General features: G+C 66.7%; 13 protein-coding genes and 1 tRNA gene. 8 read left to right on the top strand and 6 right to left on the bottom strand.

Features of this window, described 5'->3' with window-relative positions; all coding sequences use genetic code 11:
- Nucleotides 1-2: 2 nt before the first annotated feature.
- Complete coding sequence (locus HF877_RS03065; RefSeq protein WP_169619716.1) at nt 3-608, bottom strand: PPA1309 family protein; 606 nt, start codon at nt 606-608, stop codon at nt 3-5.
- A 190-nt stretch (nt 609-798) separates the two neighbouring features.
- On the opposite strand from HF877_RS03065, the gene HF877_RS03060 reads away from it, so the two are divergent.
- On the top strand, nt 799-3,795 hold the full coding sequence (locus HF877_RS03060) for a UPF0182 family protein (RefSeq protein WP_296549982.1): 2,997 nt from the start codon (nt 799-801) through the stop codon (nt 3,793-3,795).
- Between the two features lie 118 nt (nt 3,796-3,913).
- Here HF877_RS03060 and HF877_RS03055 read toward each other — a convergent pair whose 3' ends face one another.
- Nucleotides 3,914-4,495: a transglycosylase family protein gene (locus HF877_RS03055; RefSeq protein WP_169619715.1), complete on the bottom strand. Its 582-nt coding sequence runs from the start codon at nt 4,493-4,495 to the stop codon at nt 3,914-3,916.
- Nucleotides 4,496-4,947: 452 nt separating this feature from the next.
- On the opposite strand from HF877_RS03055, the gene HF877_RS03050 reads away from it, so the two are divergent.
- Nucleotides 4,948-5,024, top strand: a tRNA-Met gene (locus HF877_RS03050).
- A gap of 57 nt (nt 5,025-5,081) precedes the next feature.
- On the opposite strand, the gene HF877_RS03045 is transcribed toward HF877_RS03050, so the two are convergent.
- Nucleotides 5,082-6,770 (bottom strand): acyl-CoA synthetase, encoded by a 1,689-nt coding sequence (locus HF877_RS03045; RefSeq protein ID WP_169619714.1) that lies wholly within the window; start codon nt 6,768-6,770, stop codon nt 5,082-5,084.
- 328 nt (nt 6,771-7,098) lie between these two features.
- Between HF877_RS03045 and HF877_RS03040 the strand changes: the two genes are divergently transcribed.
- Nucleotides 7,099-8,043 carry an alpha/beta hydrolase family protein gene (locus HF877_RS03040; RefSeq protein WP_169619989.1) on the top strand — a complete coding sequence of 315 codons (945 nt, stop codon included), beginning with the start codon at nt 7,099-7,101 and terminating at the stop codon, nt 8,041-8,043.
- Between the two features lie 84 nt (nt 8,044-8,127).
- On the opposite strand, the gene HF877_RS03035 is transcribed toward HF877_RS03040, so the two are convergent.
- The 3 genes from HF877_RS03035 to hisN form a co-directional block, all read right to left on the bottom strand.
- Nucleotides 8,128-9,339: an acyl-CoA dehydrogenase family protein gene (locus HF877_RS03035; protein WP_169619713.1), complete on the bottom strand. Its 1,212-nt coding sequence runs from the start codon at nt 9,337-9,339 to the stop codon at nt 8,128-8,130.
- Nucleotides 9,340-9,367: 28 nt separating this feature from the next.
- Entirely contained in the window at nt 9,368-10,759 is a 1,392-nt protein-coding gene (locus HF877_RS03030; RefSeq protein WP_169619712.1) for an acyl-CoA dehydrogenase family protein, read from the bottom strand.
- A 111-nt stretch (nt 10,760-10,870) separates the two neighbouring features.
- On the bottom strand, nt 10,871-11,659 hold the full coding sequence (gene hisN / locus HF877_RS03025; RefSeq protein WP_169619711.1) for a histidinol-phosphatase: 789 nt from the start codon (nt 11,657-11,659) through the stop codon (nt 10,871-10,873).
- Nucleotides 11,660-11,691: 32 nt separating this feature from the next.
- Here hisN and prfB point away from each other — a divergent pair, with 32 nt between their 5' ends.
- The 5 genes from prfB to ftsX are packed head-to-tail and all read left to right on the top strand — an operon-like array spanning nt 11,692 to nt 15,860.
- Nucleotides 11,692-12,810 (top strand): peptide chain release factor 2, encoded by a 1,119-nt coding sequence (gene prfB, locus HF877_RS03020; protein ID WP_169619710.1) that lies wholly within the window; start codon nt 11,692-11,694, stop codon nt 12,808-12,810.
- A 21-nt stretch (nt 12,811-12,831) separates the two neighbouring features.
- Nucleotides 12,832-13,719 (top strand): mechanosensitive ion channel family protein, encoded by an 888-nt coding sequence (locus HF877_RS03015; protein WP_169619709.1) that lies wholly within the window; start codon nt 12,832-12,834, stop codon nt 13,717-13,719.
- Entirely contained in the window at nt 13,716-14,183 is a 468-nt protein-coding gene (locus tag HF877_RS03010) for a hypothetical protein (protein ID WP_169619708.1), read from the top strand. Before HF877_RS03015 ends, HF877_RS03010 begins: the two co-directional genes overlap by 4 nt.
- 31 nt (nt 14,184-14,214) lie before the next feature.
- Entirely contained in the window at nt 14,215-14,904 is a 690-nt protein-coding gene (gene ftsE, locus HF877_RS03005) for a cell division ATP-binding protein FtsE (RefSeq protein ID WP_169619707.1), read from the top strand.
- A gap of 50 nt (nt 14,905-14,954) precedes the next feature.
- Complete coding sequence (ftsX, locus tag HF877_RS03000) at nt 14,955-15,860, top strand: permease-like cell division protein FtsX (RefSeq protein ID WP_169619706.1); 906 nt, start codon at nt 14,955-14,957, stop codon at nt 15,858-15,860.
- Nucleotides 15,861-15,872 lie beyond the last annotated feature (12 nt).

Genomic DNA, 15,872 nt, shown 5'->3' with positions numbered 1-15,872 from the left:
CGTCAGTCGTCGTCTTCTTCTGCTTCCAGGGTCGCGTACAGCGCTCCGACCACCTCGGGAGCGAGGTTCTCGTAGGTCCGCAATTCCGCCCCGGCGAACGGATCGTCGTCGTCGAGGGGACGGAGCTGCAGCAACGTCATCGCCGGCCCGTCCCGCAGCACCGCGGCGATGAGCCGCGCTCGTCTGCTGTCGGGGTGCGCGTGCGCCGCGAAGCGGGCCGCCTCGTCCACCGAGTGCGAGTCGGTGACGAGCGGAACCACCGCGTCGTCGAGGTCGGCTTCGGCGTTGGGCGGCAGGACCACGATCTCCTGGACGAGTGCGCAGCCCGCGACCGAGGAAGGCCAGCTCGTGGTCGCGAGGAACTCGCCGAGGGCCGGGCTTCCGCCCTGCACGTCCTCGGGAAACGCTTCCTGCGCGATCGGCGTGTACTCGTGTCCCTCGTCGAGCTGGTCGCCGAGGCTCGGCTCCGACGCCGCGAGCAGCACGGTCGGTACCAGCGCAAACATGACGGGCGGCTGGTCCCATCCCTCGGCGTCGACGTAGTCGATGATCTCGTGGACCGTACGCGACAGGGCGGCTTCGGAAGGGACGGGAAGGTGCTGATTCACACGCCTATCCTGTCATTGGTGGGCCGGATCGGTGTCGGCTGTGGGTCCGATGCCGCCGGCCACGGATCGAGGACCGCGTACCTGTCCTGCGACTAGTCCGTAGAGTGGGGCGAAACGGTCACGCGGTGTGACGCACGAGGTATACATTCGCGGCGTTCTTCTCGCCGCCGGACGATTGGGAGCGTGGCACGTGGGCATGAGGCCCCCGACCGGAGTACCGACGTTGTCGAGACGGAGCAAAGTGCTGCTGGTTCTCGCATTGGTGGCCGCTGTGCTGCTGTTGCTGGGGCCGCGCCTGGTGGATACCTACACCAACTGGCTCTGGTTCGGGGAAGTCGATTTCCGCGACGTCTACATCAAGGTTCTTCTGACCCGAGTCCTGCTGTTCTTCGCGGTGGGTCTCTTCGTCGGCGTCGCCGTATGGCTGGCGATGCTGCTCGCGTACCGGTCACGGCCGGTATTCGTCCCCACCACCGGACCCAACGATCCGGTGGCGCGCTACCGCACGAGCGTGCTGACCCGGATGCGTGCGTTCGGGCTCGGTATCCCGATCGTGCTGGGCGTGCTGTCCGGACTCGTCGCACAGGCGAGCTGGGTGACCGTGCAGATGTTCTTCAACGGCGGAGAGTTCGGCACCACCGACCCGCAGTTCGGGCTCGACGTCGGGTTCTACGCATTCGACCTCCCGTTCTACCGCTTCATCCTGAACTGGTTGTTCGTCGCGGTCGTGCTGGCGTTCTTCGCCAACCTCGTGACGCAGTACATCTTCGGCGGCATCCGCCTCGCCGGGCGTGGCGGCAGCATGTCCACCGCCGCGCGTGTCCAGCTCGCCGTGCTGGCCGGCGTCTTCGTCGCACTCAAGGCTGTCGCGTACTGGCTCGACCGGTACGAGCTGCTCTGGAGCGGACGCAAGGAGCCCACGTTCACCGGAATGGGCTTCACCGACACCAACGCCGTGCTCCCTGCGAAGCTGATCCTGCTCGCGATCGCCGTGATCTGCGCGCTCGCGTTCTTCGCCGCGATCTTCCTGCGCGACCTGCGCATTCCTGCGCTCGCGACGGCGTTGCTGGTGCTCTCGTCGATCCTGGTCGGCGCTGTCTACCCGCTGATGGTCGAGCAGTTCTCCGTCCGTCCGAACGCGGCAGACAAGGAGAGCGAGTACATCGAGCGGAATATCGCTGCCACGAGGGTGGCGTACGGGATCACCGACGACAAGGTCGAGTACAAGGACTACCCGGGGGTGGGCACCACATCCCCCGAGGACGTTCCGGCCGACATCACGACGATCGCGAACGCCCGCCTGCTCGATCCCAACGTCCTGCCCCGAACGTTCACGCAGCAGACTCAGCTGAAGAACTTCTACGGATACCCGGAGTCGCTCGACATCGACCGGTACGAGGTCGACGGCAAGGTCGAGGACTACATCGTTGCGGCTCGTGAGCTCTCGCCGACCAGCCTGACGGGCAACCAGACCGACTGGATCAACCGCCACACCGTGTACACCCACGGCAACGGCCTGGTCACCGCTCCGGCGAACCGGGTCAACGCTGCGGCGAGCACATCGGCGGAAGAAGCCGCGAACAGCAACAGCGGCTACCCGGTCTACCAGATCAGCGACCTCGCGTCGCTCGCCGCCGAGAACCAGGTGATCCCGGTCGAGCAGCCGCGTATCTACTTCGGTGAGGTCATCGCCGAGGCAGACCCGGACTACTCGATCGTGGGTAACAGCGCCGACGCGTCCGGCCCGCGTGAGTACGACACCGACACCGAGAAGTACACGTACACCGGCAGCGGTGGCGTCGGGATCGGCAACTGGTTCAACCGTCTCGCCTTCGCGGCGAAGTACGCCGAACGCAACATCCTCTTCTCGAGCGCCATCGGCGAAAACTCGAAGATCCTGTTCAACCGCGATCCGCGCGAGCGCGTCACCAAGGTCGCTCCGTGGCTCACCGCGGACGGCGACGCCTACCCGGCCGCTGTCGACGGTCGCATCGTGTGGATCGTCGACGCGTACACCACGCTCGACAACTACCCGTACGCGCAGCGCGCGTCGCTCGAGGGCTTGGTCGAGGACAGCATCGACCAGAACACCGGCCGGCTGATCCCGCGCAAGGAGGTCTCCTACATCCGCAACTCGGTGAAGGCGACCGTCGATGCCTACGACGGCACCGTCACCCTGTACCAGGTCGACGAGGAAGACCCCGTTCTGGATGCGTGGATGGGCGTGTTCCCGGATGCGGTGACCCCGCAGGATCAGATCTCCGACGAACTGCGCTCGCATTTCCGGTACCCGGAGGATCTGTTCAAGGTCCAGCGGGAGATGCTCGCGAAGTACCACGTGGACGACCCGCGTGAGTTCTTCACCAACAACGCGTTCTGGTCGGTGCCCGCGGATCCCACCGTGGACACCAGCGCCAACCAGCCGCCGTACTACCTGCTCACGGGTAACCAGGAGAATGCCGAGCCGGCATTCAGGTTGACGTCTGCGATGGTCGGCTACAACCGGCAGTTCCTCTCGGCGTACATCTCGGTGGAGGCCGACCCGGAGAACTACGGCAAGTTCACGATTCTGCAATTACCCACCGATACGCAGACTTTCGGTCCGGAACAAACGCAGAACGCGATGATCTCCGACACGCGTGTCGCCTCCGAACGCACGCTGCTCGAGAGATCGAACCGGATCCAGTACGGCAACTTGCTCACGTTGCCGATCGCCGAAGGCGGGATCCTCTACGTGCAGCCGATGTACACCGAACGCAACCCGACGGCGGGTAGTACCTCGACGTTCCCGCAGCTTTCGCGGGTGCTCGTGAGCTACCGGGAGCCGGGTACCGGTGGTGGCGTGCGGATCGGCTACGCGCCGACCCTCGCGGCAGCGCTCGACCAGGTGTTCGGTGCAGGCGTGGGCGATGCCGCCACCGCTCCGGGCGGGGTGGCTCTCCCGACCGCCGAAGTCGAGGACGAGGCGCGTGAGGAAGCCGTGCAAGGTGCTGCCGAGCCGGCGCCCGGCGACCAGCCGTCGCCGGCTGCGCCGATCCCGGCGGGCCGCGACGCCGCGGTTGCCGAACTGGATGCCGCACTCAGCGAGCTGGCCGAGGCGCAGAGCAGCGGTGACTTCGCCGCGTACGGCCGGGCGCTGGAACGGTTGCAGCGCGCGACGGACGCCTACGAGTCCAGCGGAGGCTGATCTCCGCGTCCGGTTGAACCGCCCGAGTGAGTGCGGACGACGACGAAGCGGGGCCCCGCGGTTTCTACCGCGGGGCCCCGCTTCGTTTCGTGACGGCGGATGCCGAGGGTCGGCCGGATCAGACGGCGGGCAGGGCGTCGAGGACCTGCTCGAACTGCTCGCCGTAGCCCAGCTCCACGGCCACGCCGCGCGCGACGTCGATGTACTGATGGACCTCGGCGGGAACGGCGGGGACCGCGATGTCGACGTACGGCTGCACCTCGGCCGGGAGGGCCGGTGCTTCCTGGACGGGAGCCGGTGCCGGTGCCGGTGCAACCTCAGGTGCCGGTGCGGGTGCCGGTGCCGGCGCGGGTGCCGGCTCTTCGACCGTCGTCAGATACTGACCGCACACGGGCCATGCGCCCGGCCCCTGCGTCTGCAGCGTGTTCTCCGCGACGCGGATCTGCTCTTCCTTCGTGGCCTGGTGCGGCATGCCGGTGCCGCCGTTGGCCTCCCAGGTGCTCTGCGAGAACTGCAGGCCGCCGTAGTAACCGTTGCCCGTGTTGATGGACCAGTTACCACCGGACTCGCACTGCGCCACCGCATCCCAGTTGTGGGTGGCGGCAGACGCGGTACCGGTTGTCAGAGCGAGCGGAACGGTCGCCAGGACTCCGGTGACGAGCACGGTGCCGACAGTACGTTTGCTGAAGAATTTGGTCATCGGTTTTGTGATCCTCTCGCGCTCGCGGACTGCGGTGGCCACGAAGACCGGCGCACTCGAGGTGCTCGAGGTCTGGGCGCGTGTCCGCGCTCTCCGCCCCTCGGACGTGTCGTAGCCACCGGATCCCGCGGGGCAGAGTGGAAGGCGGCGGGCCGGCGGAGGTTCGGTTGTGTCGAACCGGCACCGAAGGTACAAGTCCCTTTCGGCCGGTTCATCCCGCGAATTGTTACGACGCTCGTCCGATATATGGGAAAGAAAAAACATGTCGTCGCAGGTCACGGCGGCGTGTTGCGCTGGTAGAGACAAGATCGTTACCGCAACGTTATGTGTTGGGGATCATGCGATGGCCGTGGCGGCCCTCACTCGTCGGAGGGGCCGCATCTGTGCATTCGGGGTGGCCGACCGAGCGATTTGCTTTCCGATTCCGCGCTCCTGTAGGTTCGATCATGCAACGCGGGGTGGAGCAGCTCGGTAGCTCGCTGGGCTCATAACCCAGAGGTCGCAGGTTCAAATCCTGTCCCCGCTACCACGACAAGGCCCGGGAATCACATGTGATTCCCGGGCCTTGCACGTTGTGTACTGCGGATCAGCCTGTGGGCGCGGCAGACTCGCCCTCGTCGGCCCCGCTGTGTGGCGGCTCCATCTCGACGAGAACCCGCCGCAGCAGTTTCCCGGTCGCGTTGCGCGGCAGTTCGTCGAGGAAGATCACGTCGCGGGGGACCTTGTACCGCGCGAGGTTGGAGCGTACGAAGACCTTGATGTCCTCGCCGTCGCGGGCGGAGGTCGAGGACGGCACGACGAACGCGCGCAGCCGATGCCCGAAATCCGCGTCCGAGATGCCCACCACCGCCACGTCGAGCACGTCGTCGCGCTCGGCGAGCAGGTTCTCGACCTCGAGCGGATAGACGTTCTCTCCGCCGGAGACGATCATGTCGTCGTCGCGGCCGTCGACGAAGAGCCGTCCCTCCTCGTCCCAGTGCCCGAGGTCGCCGATCGAGAGCATCCCGTCGATGCGCTCCTTGTCGCGGCCGTCGGTGTACCCGGCGAAACTCAGTCCGCTGGAGACGAAGATGCGGCCCACGACGCCGGGTTCGGTGATGCGGCGACCGTCCGGATCGAACAACGCGACCCGGCAGGTCACGGGAGGGCGCCCCGCGGTACCCGGGGCGAGGCGGATGTCTTCGGGTGTCGCGACGGTCGCCACGGCGCACTCGGTGGACCCGTACAGGTTGTGCAGCACATCTCCGAACGACTCGCGCGTGCGGCGGCACAGATCGGGGGAGAGCGCCGAACCCGCCGAGAAGATGATCTTCAAGCTCGACGTGTCGTACTCCGCGATCTTTTCCGGACCGAGGTCGAGAATTCGCTGGAGCATCGTCGGCACCACGACCAGCACGTTCGCGTGGTGCCGATCGATCAGGCTCAGTGTGTCCGTCGGCGTGAAGCGGCGCATCATCACGATCGTCTGCCCCAGGGCGAGGGCGATCGCGAACTGCGACACCCCGGTGCCGTGGAACGCGGGAGCGGCCATCAGCATGGTCTGACCCGGACGCAGCGGCACCCGGTCGAGGAACTGGGCAGAGGCGAGCGGCGAGGTGCGACCGCGCGGTGCGCCCTTCGGCGTTCCGGTCGTGCCACTGGTCAGAAGCACGAATCCTCCGAAGACCGGCGGTGCCGGAGGTGCGGAGACGTCGACTCCTTCGATCGCTTCCTCGAGCGTGGGAACACCAGGGACCTCGTCGTCCTTCCACGACACGTAACGACGCACACTCTCGGGGAGCGCGGCGGCGACATCGGCGAACTCGGAGTCGAACACGAACGTCGTGACCGCCTCCCGCTCCGCTACTTCCGCGAGCTGGCGCGGGGCGAACCCGGTGTTCATCATCACCAGCCGCGCACCGAGCTTGGCGGCTGCGAGCATCGTGACGACGAGCCCACGGTGGTTGCGGGCCATGATCCCCATCGACGAGCCGGGAGTGACGCCGGCGTTCTTCCACGCGTGCACGAGTCCGTTCGACCAGTCTTCGAGTTCCCGGTAGGTGACCTCGCCCCGTTCGTCGATGATGGCGGCCACGTCCGACCCGCGGGCGGCGTGAGCGTGCACGGGCCCCGCGAAGGGCCCGTACTTACGTGCGGCGGCCATGGTGGCGAGGCTCTGGTCGACCCGGGGAAAGTGGAGGAGGCCCGCCCGCCGCATCACGGCGAGAGCACCGACCGCGTCGGTGACGCTGTCGAGGGCACCGCGGACATTTTTGGCGAGGTCGAGCACCGGCATCGGGAGGCCCTTTCGGCGGCATACATGGATGGAGGTAACGGCGTGCGCTCCTCACCCTAGTAGTGATACACGTCACATGGGGCGGAATGTCCGTATTTTCGGGAGCGCCGACCGCCCAGCAGTCTGCGCATGGTGGGACATGTCACTGAAGAACGCCGGCGACCAGGCGATTCGCGCCGAGCGGAGGTCGATCGGGGTAATACGGACGCACCGGGCGTCGATGAAATCGGAGAACACTCGATCGACGTCCGTGGGTGACATGCCCACAGAAAGGGTGCAGGTGCTACGCGTGACCCGCTCCGACAACCCCTCACTCAGCAGGCGAACGATGCTCAAGACAGCGTTCGCGGGCGCAGCCGGACTCGCCGGCGCCGCGGCCCTGGCCACCTCCGCACCGGGCGTTGCGAGGGCAGTACCCCGGGGAGGGTACGAAGAGATCTGGGTGCCCTCGGAGATGGGCCCGATCAAGTGCCAGGTGCAGTGGGCCAAGCGGGGCGGCAGTGCGTCGCTGTACCTGCTCGACGGGATGCGTGCCCGCCCGGATGCCAACGCGTGGTCGTTCGAGACGAACGCCTTCGAGCAGTTCGCGCTCGACGACGTCACGCTCGTGATGCCGGTGGGCGGTGAGTCCAGTTGGTATAGCGACTGGTACAACGCGAGCAATTTCAACCAGCAGGGCGTGACGTACAAGTGGGAGACGTTCCTGACCCGTCACCTGCCCGCCGCGCTCGCCGCACGCGGAGTGGACCGCACCCGCACCGGCATCGCCGGGTTGTCGATGGGCGGCACGGCGGCGCTGAACCTCGCGGCGCACCATCGCGATCAGTTCAAGTTCGCCGCATCCTTCTCGGGATACCTCTGGCTCAATGCTCCGGGCATGCGCTCGGCGATCCGGATCGCGATGCTCGACGCCGGTCTGTACAACGTCGATGCGATGTACGGTCCGCCGTGGGACGAGTCGTGGGCGCGCAACGACCCGTTCACTCAGGCCGAGAACCTGCGCGGGTTGCCGATGTACGTCTCGGCGGGCAGCGGAATCCCCGGATATGCGAACCGGGTCGAGAACATGGTGGATGTGGTCAACACCGCCAACGGCATGGGACTCGAAGCGTTGTCCCTCGCGACCACCCGCGCGTTCCAGGCGCGGCTGGACAGCCTGGGCATCGGTGCGACGTACAACTTCCCGAATGTCGGCACCCACAGTTGGCCGTATTGGTCCGAGGAACTGTGGCGGGCCCGGCCGCACATCCTCAGCGCTCTGCGGGCGGGGTAGGAGCTTTCGACGAGCGATGGGCGGCACCCGAAGGTGCCGCCCATCGCGTCTGTCGGCTTGTGGCGCAGTTGCTGTGCGGCCGGTCTACTTCAACTCGGCCGACGACTTTCCGAGTACGCGTCGCGCGACGATGAGCTGCTGAATCTGCTGGGTGCCTTCGAAGATGTCGAGAATCTTCGAGTCGCGTGACCATTTCTCGAGCAGCGGGCGCTCCGAATACCCGTACGTGCCGGCCAGTTCGACCGCCTTGAGCGACACCGCCGTGCCGGTCCGGCCGGCCTTGGCCTTGGAAATCGACGCCTCGAGGGAATTGGGCTTCTTGTTGTCGGCCATCCACGTCGCCCGGAGGGCGAGCAGATACGCCGCTTCCCAATCTGCCTCGAGCGCCAGGAACTCGGCCGCCGCAGCGTGCTGATTGTTGGCGGGAACGTCGTACGACACCTCGACGCCGGCGTCCTTCAGGATCACCCGCAACTCCTCGAGCACCGCGCGGCCGAGACCGACGGCCATGCCTGCCACGATCGGACGGGTGTTGTCGAAGGTCTGCATGACCCCGGCGAAACCCTTTTCGGCATTCACCTCGGGTGAGCCGAGGATGTTGTCCTTGGGGATGCGGCAGTTGTCGAGCAGCAGGACCGCAGTGTCGGACGCCTTGATGCCGAGTTTGTGCTCGAGCCGGGCGACGCTGAGACCCGGTGCTTCCCGCGGCACGACGAACGACTTGATCGCGGCCCGGCCCTGGGACTTGTCCACGGTCGCCCACACGACGACGTGCGTCGAGCGCTCGCCCGCGGTGACGAAGATCTTCTCGCCGTTGAGAACCCACTCGTCGCCGTCGAGCACGGCGGTGGTGGTCACCGCTGCGGAATCGGACCCGAATCCGGGCTCGGTGATCGCCATCGAGGCCCACACCTTGCCGAAGCGCTCGAGTTGCTCATCGGTGGCGACGGCTGCGATGGCGGAGTTGCCCAGGCCCTGATAGGGGATCGACAACGTGAGGCCGACGTCGCCCCAGCAGGTTTCGATCACATTGAGGAGGCCGGCCATGTTGCCGCCGTTGAGATTTCCGGACGCTTCCGTCTTGGCCTTCGCGTCTCGTCCGAGGGTTGCGCCCGCGGTGCCTTGACCCGAGTCGTTGAGGCCCTCGACCATGGCCGCCATCGTGTCGAGCTCGACGGGGTATTCGTGCTCGGCGAGATCGTATTTGCGGGAGATCGGACGGAAGATCTGCGCGGCGACCTGGTGGGCCTGGTTCGCGGAAGCCTTGAGCTTCTTGGGAAGTTCGAGATTGATCATCACAGGTTCCTTGTTCGGATCGGGCCGCTCAGATGAGGACGACGCCTTCGGCGACACCGATGGCACGCAGGTCGCGGTACCAGCGCTCGACGGGATGTTCCTTCGTGAAACCGTGGCCACCGAGCAGCTGCACGCCGTCGAGGCCGATCTTCATGCCCTTGTCCGTCGCGAGCTTGCGGGCGAGCGCGGCCTCGCGGGCGAACGACAGGCCCTTCTCCGCGCGCGATGCGCCGCGCAGGGTCACCAGACGCATGCCGTCCAATTCGATCTTGATGTCGGCGACCATGAATGCGACGGCCTGACGATTGCTGACCGGTTCGCCGAACGCGTGCCGCTCGTTGACGTAGGGGATCACGTAGTCGAGCACCGCCTGGGAGGTGCCGAGTGCGAGCGACGCCCAGCCGAGGCGCGAGAGCCGCACGGCGTCGGCGTACTGCTCGGCGCGCACGTCCGGGTTCTCGTCGCCGAGCAGGGCGGACTGCGGAACCGCGACGTCCTCGAGCAGGAGACGTCCGAGTCCGGCGGCGCGCAGGCCCATGCTGGGGTCCGCCTCGATGACGACGCCCTTACTCTTCGCCTCCACGATGAAGAACGACGGCTTTCCGTCGAGTTCCGCTGCGACGATGAAAAGTTCGGCGCTACCCGCGGCCGGTACGAGCGCCTTGACTCCGTTGAGGCGGTAACCGCTGGGGGAGCGGACCGCCTTGGTCTGCAGGGCGAACGGGTCGAACAGAGCACGCGGTTCCGCGACCACCACCGACGCCTGGGGGACGTCCTCGCTCGCGAATGCGGGAAGGTAGGTCTGCTGCTGCTCGTCGGTGCCCCACTGGGTCAGCGCGACGGCGACACCGCTCGGGGCGAGGATCGGAAGTGCGAGACCCATGTCGCCGTGCGCAAGCGCTTCGGCGACCAGGGAGTTGGTGACGACGCCGCGTTCGGTGGCGACACCGTCGAACGCCTCGGGGACGTTGACCATGGTGATGCCGAGTTCGGCGGCGCGTGCGAGCAGGTCCGCGGGGGCGGCCGCGGCGGCGTCGGCGTCGTAGGCGGCCGGGCGAATGATCTCCGCGGCGAACTCGCGCACCGTTTCCGTGATCATCTGCTGATCGTCGGTGGGCGTGAGGTCGAAGAAGTCGGCGTTCTTCGCCGTCGTCAGGCGCTGCGGCGAACTGCCGCCCGAGACCTTCTTGAAGGTGCGGGTCGCGGCGCCGAGCGTCTTGAATCCGGTCTTCGTGGATTGGTACGTGACCCGGTCGATGGTCTGCCGGATGTTGTACCGATCGGCGAGTTCGGACCCGGTGATCCGCGTGAGAACGCGCATCGCGGCACCCATGGCGTCGCGTTTGAACGGGTTCAGACCCACGGCGGACGTGTCGCGAGGTGTGTTCCGGGGCACGCTGTCTTGCTTGCTCATGATCACCAGAGGTTTCTCGATGCGGGAGCGGACGGTGACCTATCTTACTTCTGAGTAAGGTCCGGTGTCTACTTTTCGGTAAGTTCTTTCCCGTTCCCGCATCGCCACCCGGTCACCTCACGGCCGCAGGCGCCCGACCACCTCGTCCTGCAGGTGCCCGTTCGTCGCGACCGCGCTGCCGCCGTGTGGTCCGTCGGCGCCCTCGAGATCGGTGAACCGGCCGCCGGCCTCGCGCACCAGCACGTCCAGCGCGGCAAGATCCCACAGCGACACCTCCGGCTCGAGCGCGATCTCGAGCGCGCCTTCCGCCAGCAGGCAATACGAGAAGAAGTCGCCGTAGGCGCGCACCCGCCACACGTCGTCGGTGAGGCCGATGAACTGCTCGCGCACGCCCCGCTCCCGCCAGCCCGTCAGGCTCGAGAAACTCAGTGACGACGCCTCGAGTGCGCGTACCTGCGACACCGTGATGCGCCGAGGTTCTCCCGAGTCGTACGAGACGAAAGCGCCCGCGCCCGCTGCCGCCCACCACCTCCGGTTCAGGGCCGGCGCGCTCACCACGCCGACCACGGGCACTCCGTCGTCGAGCAGAGAGATCAATGTGGCCCACACCGGCACGCGCCGAACGAAGTTCTTGGTGCCGTCGATGGGATCGACGACCCACTGGCGGCCGGAGAACACCGCGTCGCCGCCGAACTCCTCGCCGAGCACCGCATCGCCGGGCCGCTCGGCCCCGAGAACCTCCCGCATCAGCCGTTCGACGGCGAGGTCGGCGTCCGACACCGGGGTCAGATCGGGCTTGTCGTCGACCTCGAGGTCGAGTGCGCCGAAGCGGTTGCGGGTGATCGCATCCGCTTCGTCGGCGAGGCGGAGAGCAAGGTCCAGATCTGCGGTGTAGTCGGTGGGCATGCAGCAAACGCTAGCGGCTACCCTTGAAAATCGTGCACCCCGATGTTTCTGCAGACCTGGCCGAGCTCGATACGACCCTCCGCACCGTGGAGTCCGTCCTCGATGTCGAGGAGTTGCGCCGCCGGATCGACGAACTCGAGCACCAGGCCGCGGATCCCGAGTTGTGGAACAACCAGGAGCACGCGCAGAAGGTGACCAGTGAGCTGTCCCACGCGCAGGGCGAATTGCGGCGTGTCGAGAATCTGCGCGAACGCCTCGACGATCTGCCCGTGCTCTACGAACTCGCCGAAGGTGAAGAGGGCGACGCCGCCGTCGCGGCACACGCCGACGCCGACGCCGAACGTGCGAGCCTGCGTGTCGACATCCAGGCGATGGAGGTGCGCACGCTGCTGTCGGGCGAGTACGACCAGCGCGACGCCCTCGTCAACATCCGTGCGGGTGCCGGTGGCATCGACGCGGCGGACTGGGCCGAGATGCTCATGCGTATGTACGTCCGGTGGGCGGACAAGCACGGCTACGGCGTCGAGGTCTACGACACCTCGTACGCGGAGGAAGCAGGCATCAAGTCGGCGACCTTCGCCGTCAAGGCGCCGTACACCTACGGGACGCTCTCGGTCGAGATGGGAACGCACCGGCTCGTGCGCATCAGCCCGTTCGACAACCAGGGCCGTCGTCAGACGTCCTTCGCGGAGGTCGAGGTGCTTCCCGTGGTGGAGACCACCGACCACATCGAGGTCGACGAGAACGACGTCCGCGTCGACGTCTACCGCTCGTCCGGCCCGGGTGGCCAGTCGGTCAACACCACCGACTCCGCCGTGCGACTGACCCACATCCCGACCGGCATCGTCGTCACCTGCCAGAACGAGAAGTCGCAGTTGCAGAACAAGGTTGCCGCGATGCGCGTGCTGCAGGCCAAGCTGCTCGAGCGCAAGCGCAAGGAAGAGCGCGCCGAGATGGACGCGCTCAAGGGCGACGGCGGCAGCTCGTGGGGCAACCAGATGCGGTCGTACGTGCTGCACCCGTACCAGATGGTCAAGGACCTGCGCACCGAGTACGAGGTCAACAACCCGTCCGCTGTGCTCGACGGAGATATCGACGGTTTCCTCGAAGCCGGAATCCGCTGGCGGATGCGGGAGGAACAGAAGTCGTGAGTGGGGGCGAGAGGCGGTCGCATGGTGTTTCCCGGGAGTAGTCTTCTCGACTGGCTCTCGAGCAACGGGCTGCTGATCGTCCTGACCGTGCTGGGTGCGACCTTGATCGCCCGGTTCGTGTCGTGGGGCGGCGGGCGGATCACCCGGCGTATCGACGAGAGCTACGAGCAGTCCGACGACCTCGTCCGGTCGGAGGCCACCAAGCATCGCCACTCGATGGCGCAGGTCATCACGTGGATGCTGATCTCGTTCATCTACATCGTCGCGACGCTGAAGGTGTTCGACCATCTCGACTTGCCGCTCGGCACCCTGGTGGCGCCGGCGACCGTGATCGGTGCCGCGCTCGGTTTCGGTGCCCAGCGCATCGTCCAGGACATCCTCGCGGGATTCTTCATCATCACCGAACGGCAGTACGGGTTCGGCGACACCGTCCAGATCTCCGTGACCGGCGCCTCCGAGGACGCGGTGGGCACCGTCGAAGACGTGACGCTGCGAGTCACGCGCGTCCGGAGCACCGCCGGCGAAGTGATCATCGTGCCGAACGGGCAGATCAACAAGGCGGTCAACCTGTCGAAGGACTGGGCGCGGGCCGTGGTCGACGTACCCATTCCCGTCAGCGCCGACATCTCCGATGTCACCGACATCCTGCGAGAGGTGGGAGTCGCGGCCTACAACGACGCCCGCGTGCGCGAACTGCTTCTCGACGAACCGAGCGTGATGGGTGTCGAGAGCCTCGAGGTCGATCAGCTGAGCGTGCGGATGGTGGCGCGGACCCTCCCCGGCAAGCAATTCCAGGTGGGGCGCCTGCTGCGTGCACGGATCGCACGCGCTCTGCGAGTCCAGGGGATTACCGTTACACCGCAACTCGGTACCGCAAGCGTCGTCGACCGGTCGGAGGCCGCCCCATGAGCGACGAGAAGCGGTTCTGGTCGCGCATCCCGTCTCACCTGTTCGGTGGAAAGGTCCGCACCGCAACGCTCGGGCTGTGTGTGCTGTGGCTCGCGCTGTGGATGCTCTACCTGTTCCTCAACCAGCCCGACAAGCCTGCCGAAGTTCCCCCGTCGGCGGTGATCATCTCCGAGACGCCCTACGTTCCGTATGTGCCTCCGGCGTCGACCGCACCGACGGCAACGACACTGCCTCCCACGGCGACCACCTATCCGTCCGGGACCGGCACCCCGCCGTCCGTGACGACGACGGTGCCGCCGAACCCGGGCGTGCCGACCGCCACGAGGACCGAACCTGCTCCGCCGGCACCCACGACCGGCACGACCACGACGACCAGGCAGATGCCCTTCGATCTGCAGATTCCGGGACTCCCGAGCGTGGACGAGCAGAGCGACACCTCGGAGACCGGTGGGCCGGAGCAGTAGATCACCGTCCGGTAACGGCTAGCATGGCGTCGTGATCCGGCTGGAGAATGTGTCCAAGTCCTACAAGACGTCCACGCGTCCTGCCCTCGACAACGTGTCCGTCGAAGTGGAGAAGGGCGAGTTCGTGTTCCTCATCGGGCCGTCCGGCTCCGGTAAGTCGACGTTTCTGCGTCTGCTGCTGCGGGAGGACCGGCCGACGAGCGGAGAAATCCACGTCGCGGACTTCCACGTCAATCGGCTGTCCGGTCGCCGGGTGCCGAAACTGCGGCAGAACCTCGGCTGCGTCTTCCAGGACTTCCGGCTGCTGCAACGCAAGACCGTCGCCGAGAACATCTCCTTCGCTCTCGAGGTGATCGGCAAACCCCGCACGGTGATCGAGCGCACCGTCCCCGAGGTTCTCGACCTCGTCGGGCTCTCGGGTAAAGCCGACAGGCTTCCCGCGGAACTGTCCGGCGGCGAGCAACAGCGCGTCGCGATCGCGCGGGCGTTCGTCAACCGTCCGCTCGTGCTGATGGCCGACGAGCCCACCGGCAACCTCGACCCGGAAACCAGCCAGGACATCATGCTGCTGCTCGAGCGCATCAACCGCACCGGCACCACGGTCCTGATGGCGACGCACGATCACCACATCGTCGACTCGATGCGGCGACGGGTCGTCGAACTCGATCTCGGGCGGCTCGTCCGCGATGAGGCACGCGGCGTGTACGGCGTCGGCCGCTAGCACCAGTCCCGCTCCGCCTTCCACCCGGCAACCGAAGGATCCCCCACCCGATGCGTGCCAGTTTCCTGTTCAGCGAGGTCACCACCGGCCTGCGCCGAAACCTCACCATGACGATCGCGATGATCCTCACCACCGCGATCTCTCTCGCGTTGTTCGGAGCCGGCCTGCTGGTGGTCCAGATGGCGGGCAAGACGCAGCAGATCTTCCTCGACCGCGTGGAAGTGCAGGTGTTCCTCACCGAAGACGTCTCCTCACTCGACCCGGAGTGCGAGCAGGAGATCTGCAGCACGCTGCGCAGCGACATCGAGAACACCGACGACGTCGTCTCGGTGCAGTACCTCAGCCGCGACGACGCGGTGGCCGACGCGACGGATCGCGTGTTCGCGGACCAGCCCGAGCTCGCCGAACTCGTGAGCGCCGACAGCTTCCCCGCATCGTTCAAGATCAAGATGTCGGACCCGGACCGGTTCGCCATGATCCAGGACGAATTCGGGACGCGACCCGGAGTCGACAGCGTCCTCAACCAGCAGGACCTCGTCGAGCGGCTGTTCGGCGTGCTCGGCGGTATCCGCAACGCCGCCTTCGCCATCGCGACCATCCAGGCGATCGCGGCGGTGCTGCTCATCGCCAACATGGTGCAGATCGCGGCGTTCACCCGCCGGACCGAGGTGGGCATCATGCGGCTGGTCGGCGCGACCCGCTGGTACACCCAGCTGCCGTTCCTGCTCGAAGCCGTGGTTGCCGCGGTGGTCGGTGCCGCGCTGGCCATCGGAGGGCTCTTCGCGGCCAAGAGCATGTTCGTCGACGACATGCTCTCCGAGGTATACGACGCGAACATCGTCGCCCGCATCACCGACAGCGACGTCGTGTTCATCGCGCCGTTCCTCGTTCTCGTCGGCGTGGGAATGGCGGCGTTGACCTCGTACGTGACCCTTCGCCTGTACGTGCGTGAATAACGAGTTGCCGCG

The organism is Rhodococcus sp. BL-253-APC-6A1W (genome assembly GCF_012843405.1).
Classification (GTDB): domain Bacteria; phylum Actinomycetota; class Actinomycetes; order Mycobacteriales; family Mycobacteriaceae; genus Rhodococcus.
This window is presented reverse-complemented; position numbering and strand designations above follow the sequence as displayed.

Bases quoted from the DNA above. Each gene is read 5' to 3' on its own strand.
- HF877_RS03055 (WP_169619715.1), bottom strand. From the start codon at position 4,495: ATGACCAAATTCTTCAGCAAACGTACTGTCGGCACCGTGCTCGTCACC.
- HF877_RS03045 (WP_169619714.1), bottom strand. From the start codon at position 6,770: ATGCCGGTGCTCGACCTCGCCAAAAATGTCCGCGGTGCCCTCGACAGC.
- HF877_RS03040 (WP_169619989.1), top strand. From the start codon at position 7,099: ATGCTCAAGACAGCGTTCGCGGGCGCAGCCGGACTCGCCGGCGCCGCG.
- HF877_RS03035 (WP_169619713.1), bottom strand. From the start codon at position 9,339: ATGATCAATCTCGAACTTCCCAAGAAGCTCAAGGCTTCCGCGAACCAG.
- hisN (WP_169619711.1), bottom strand. From the start codon at position 11,659: ATGCCCACCGACTACACCGCAGATCTGGACCTTGCTCTCCGCCTCGCC.
- HF877_RS03015 (WP_169619709.1), top strand. From the start codon at position 12,832: ATGGTGTTTCCCGGGAGTAGTCTTCTCGACTGGCTCTCGAGCAACGGG.
- HF877_RS03010 (WP_169619708.1), top strand. From the start codon at position 13,716: ATGAGCGACGAGAAGCGGTTCTGGTCGCGCATCCCGTCTCACCTGTTC.
- ftsX (WP_169619706.1), top strand. From the start codon at position 14,955: ATGCGTGCCAGTTTCCTGTTCAGCGAGGTCACCACCGGCCTGCGCCGA.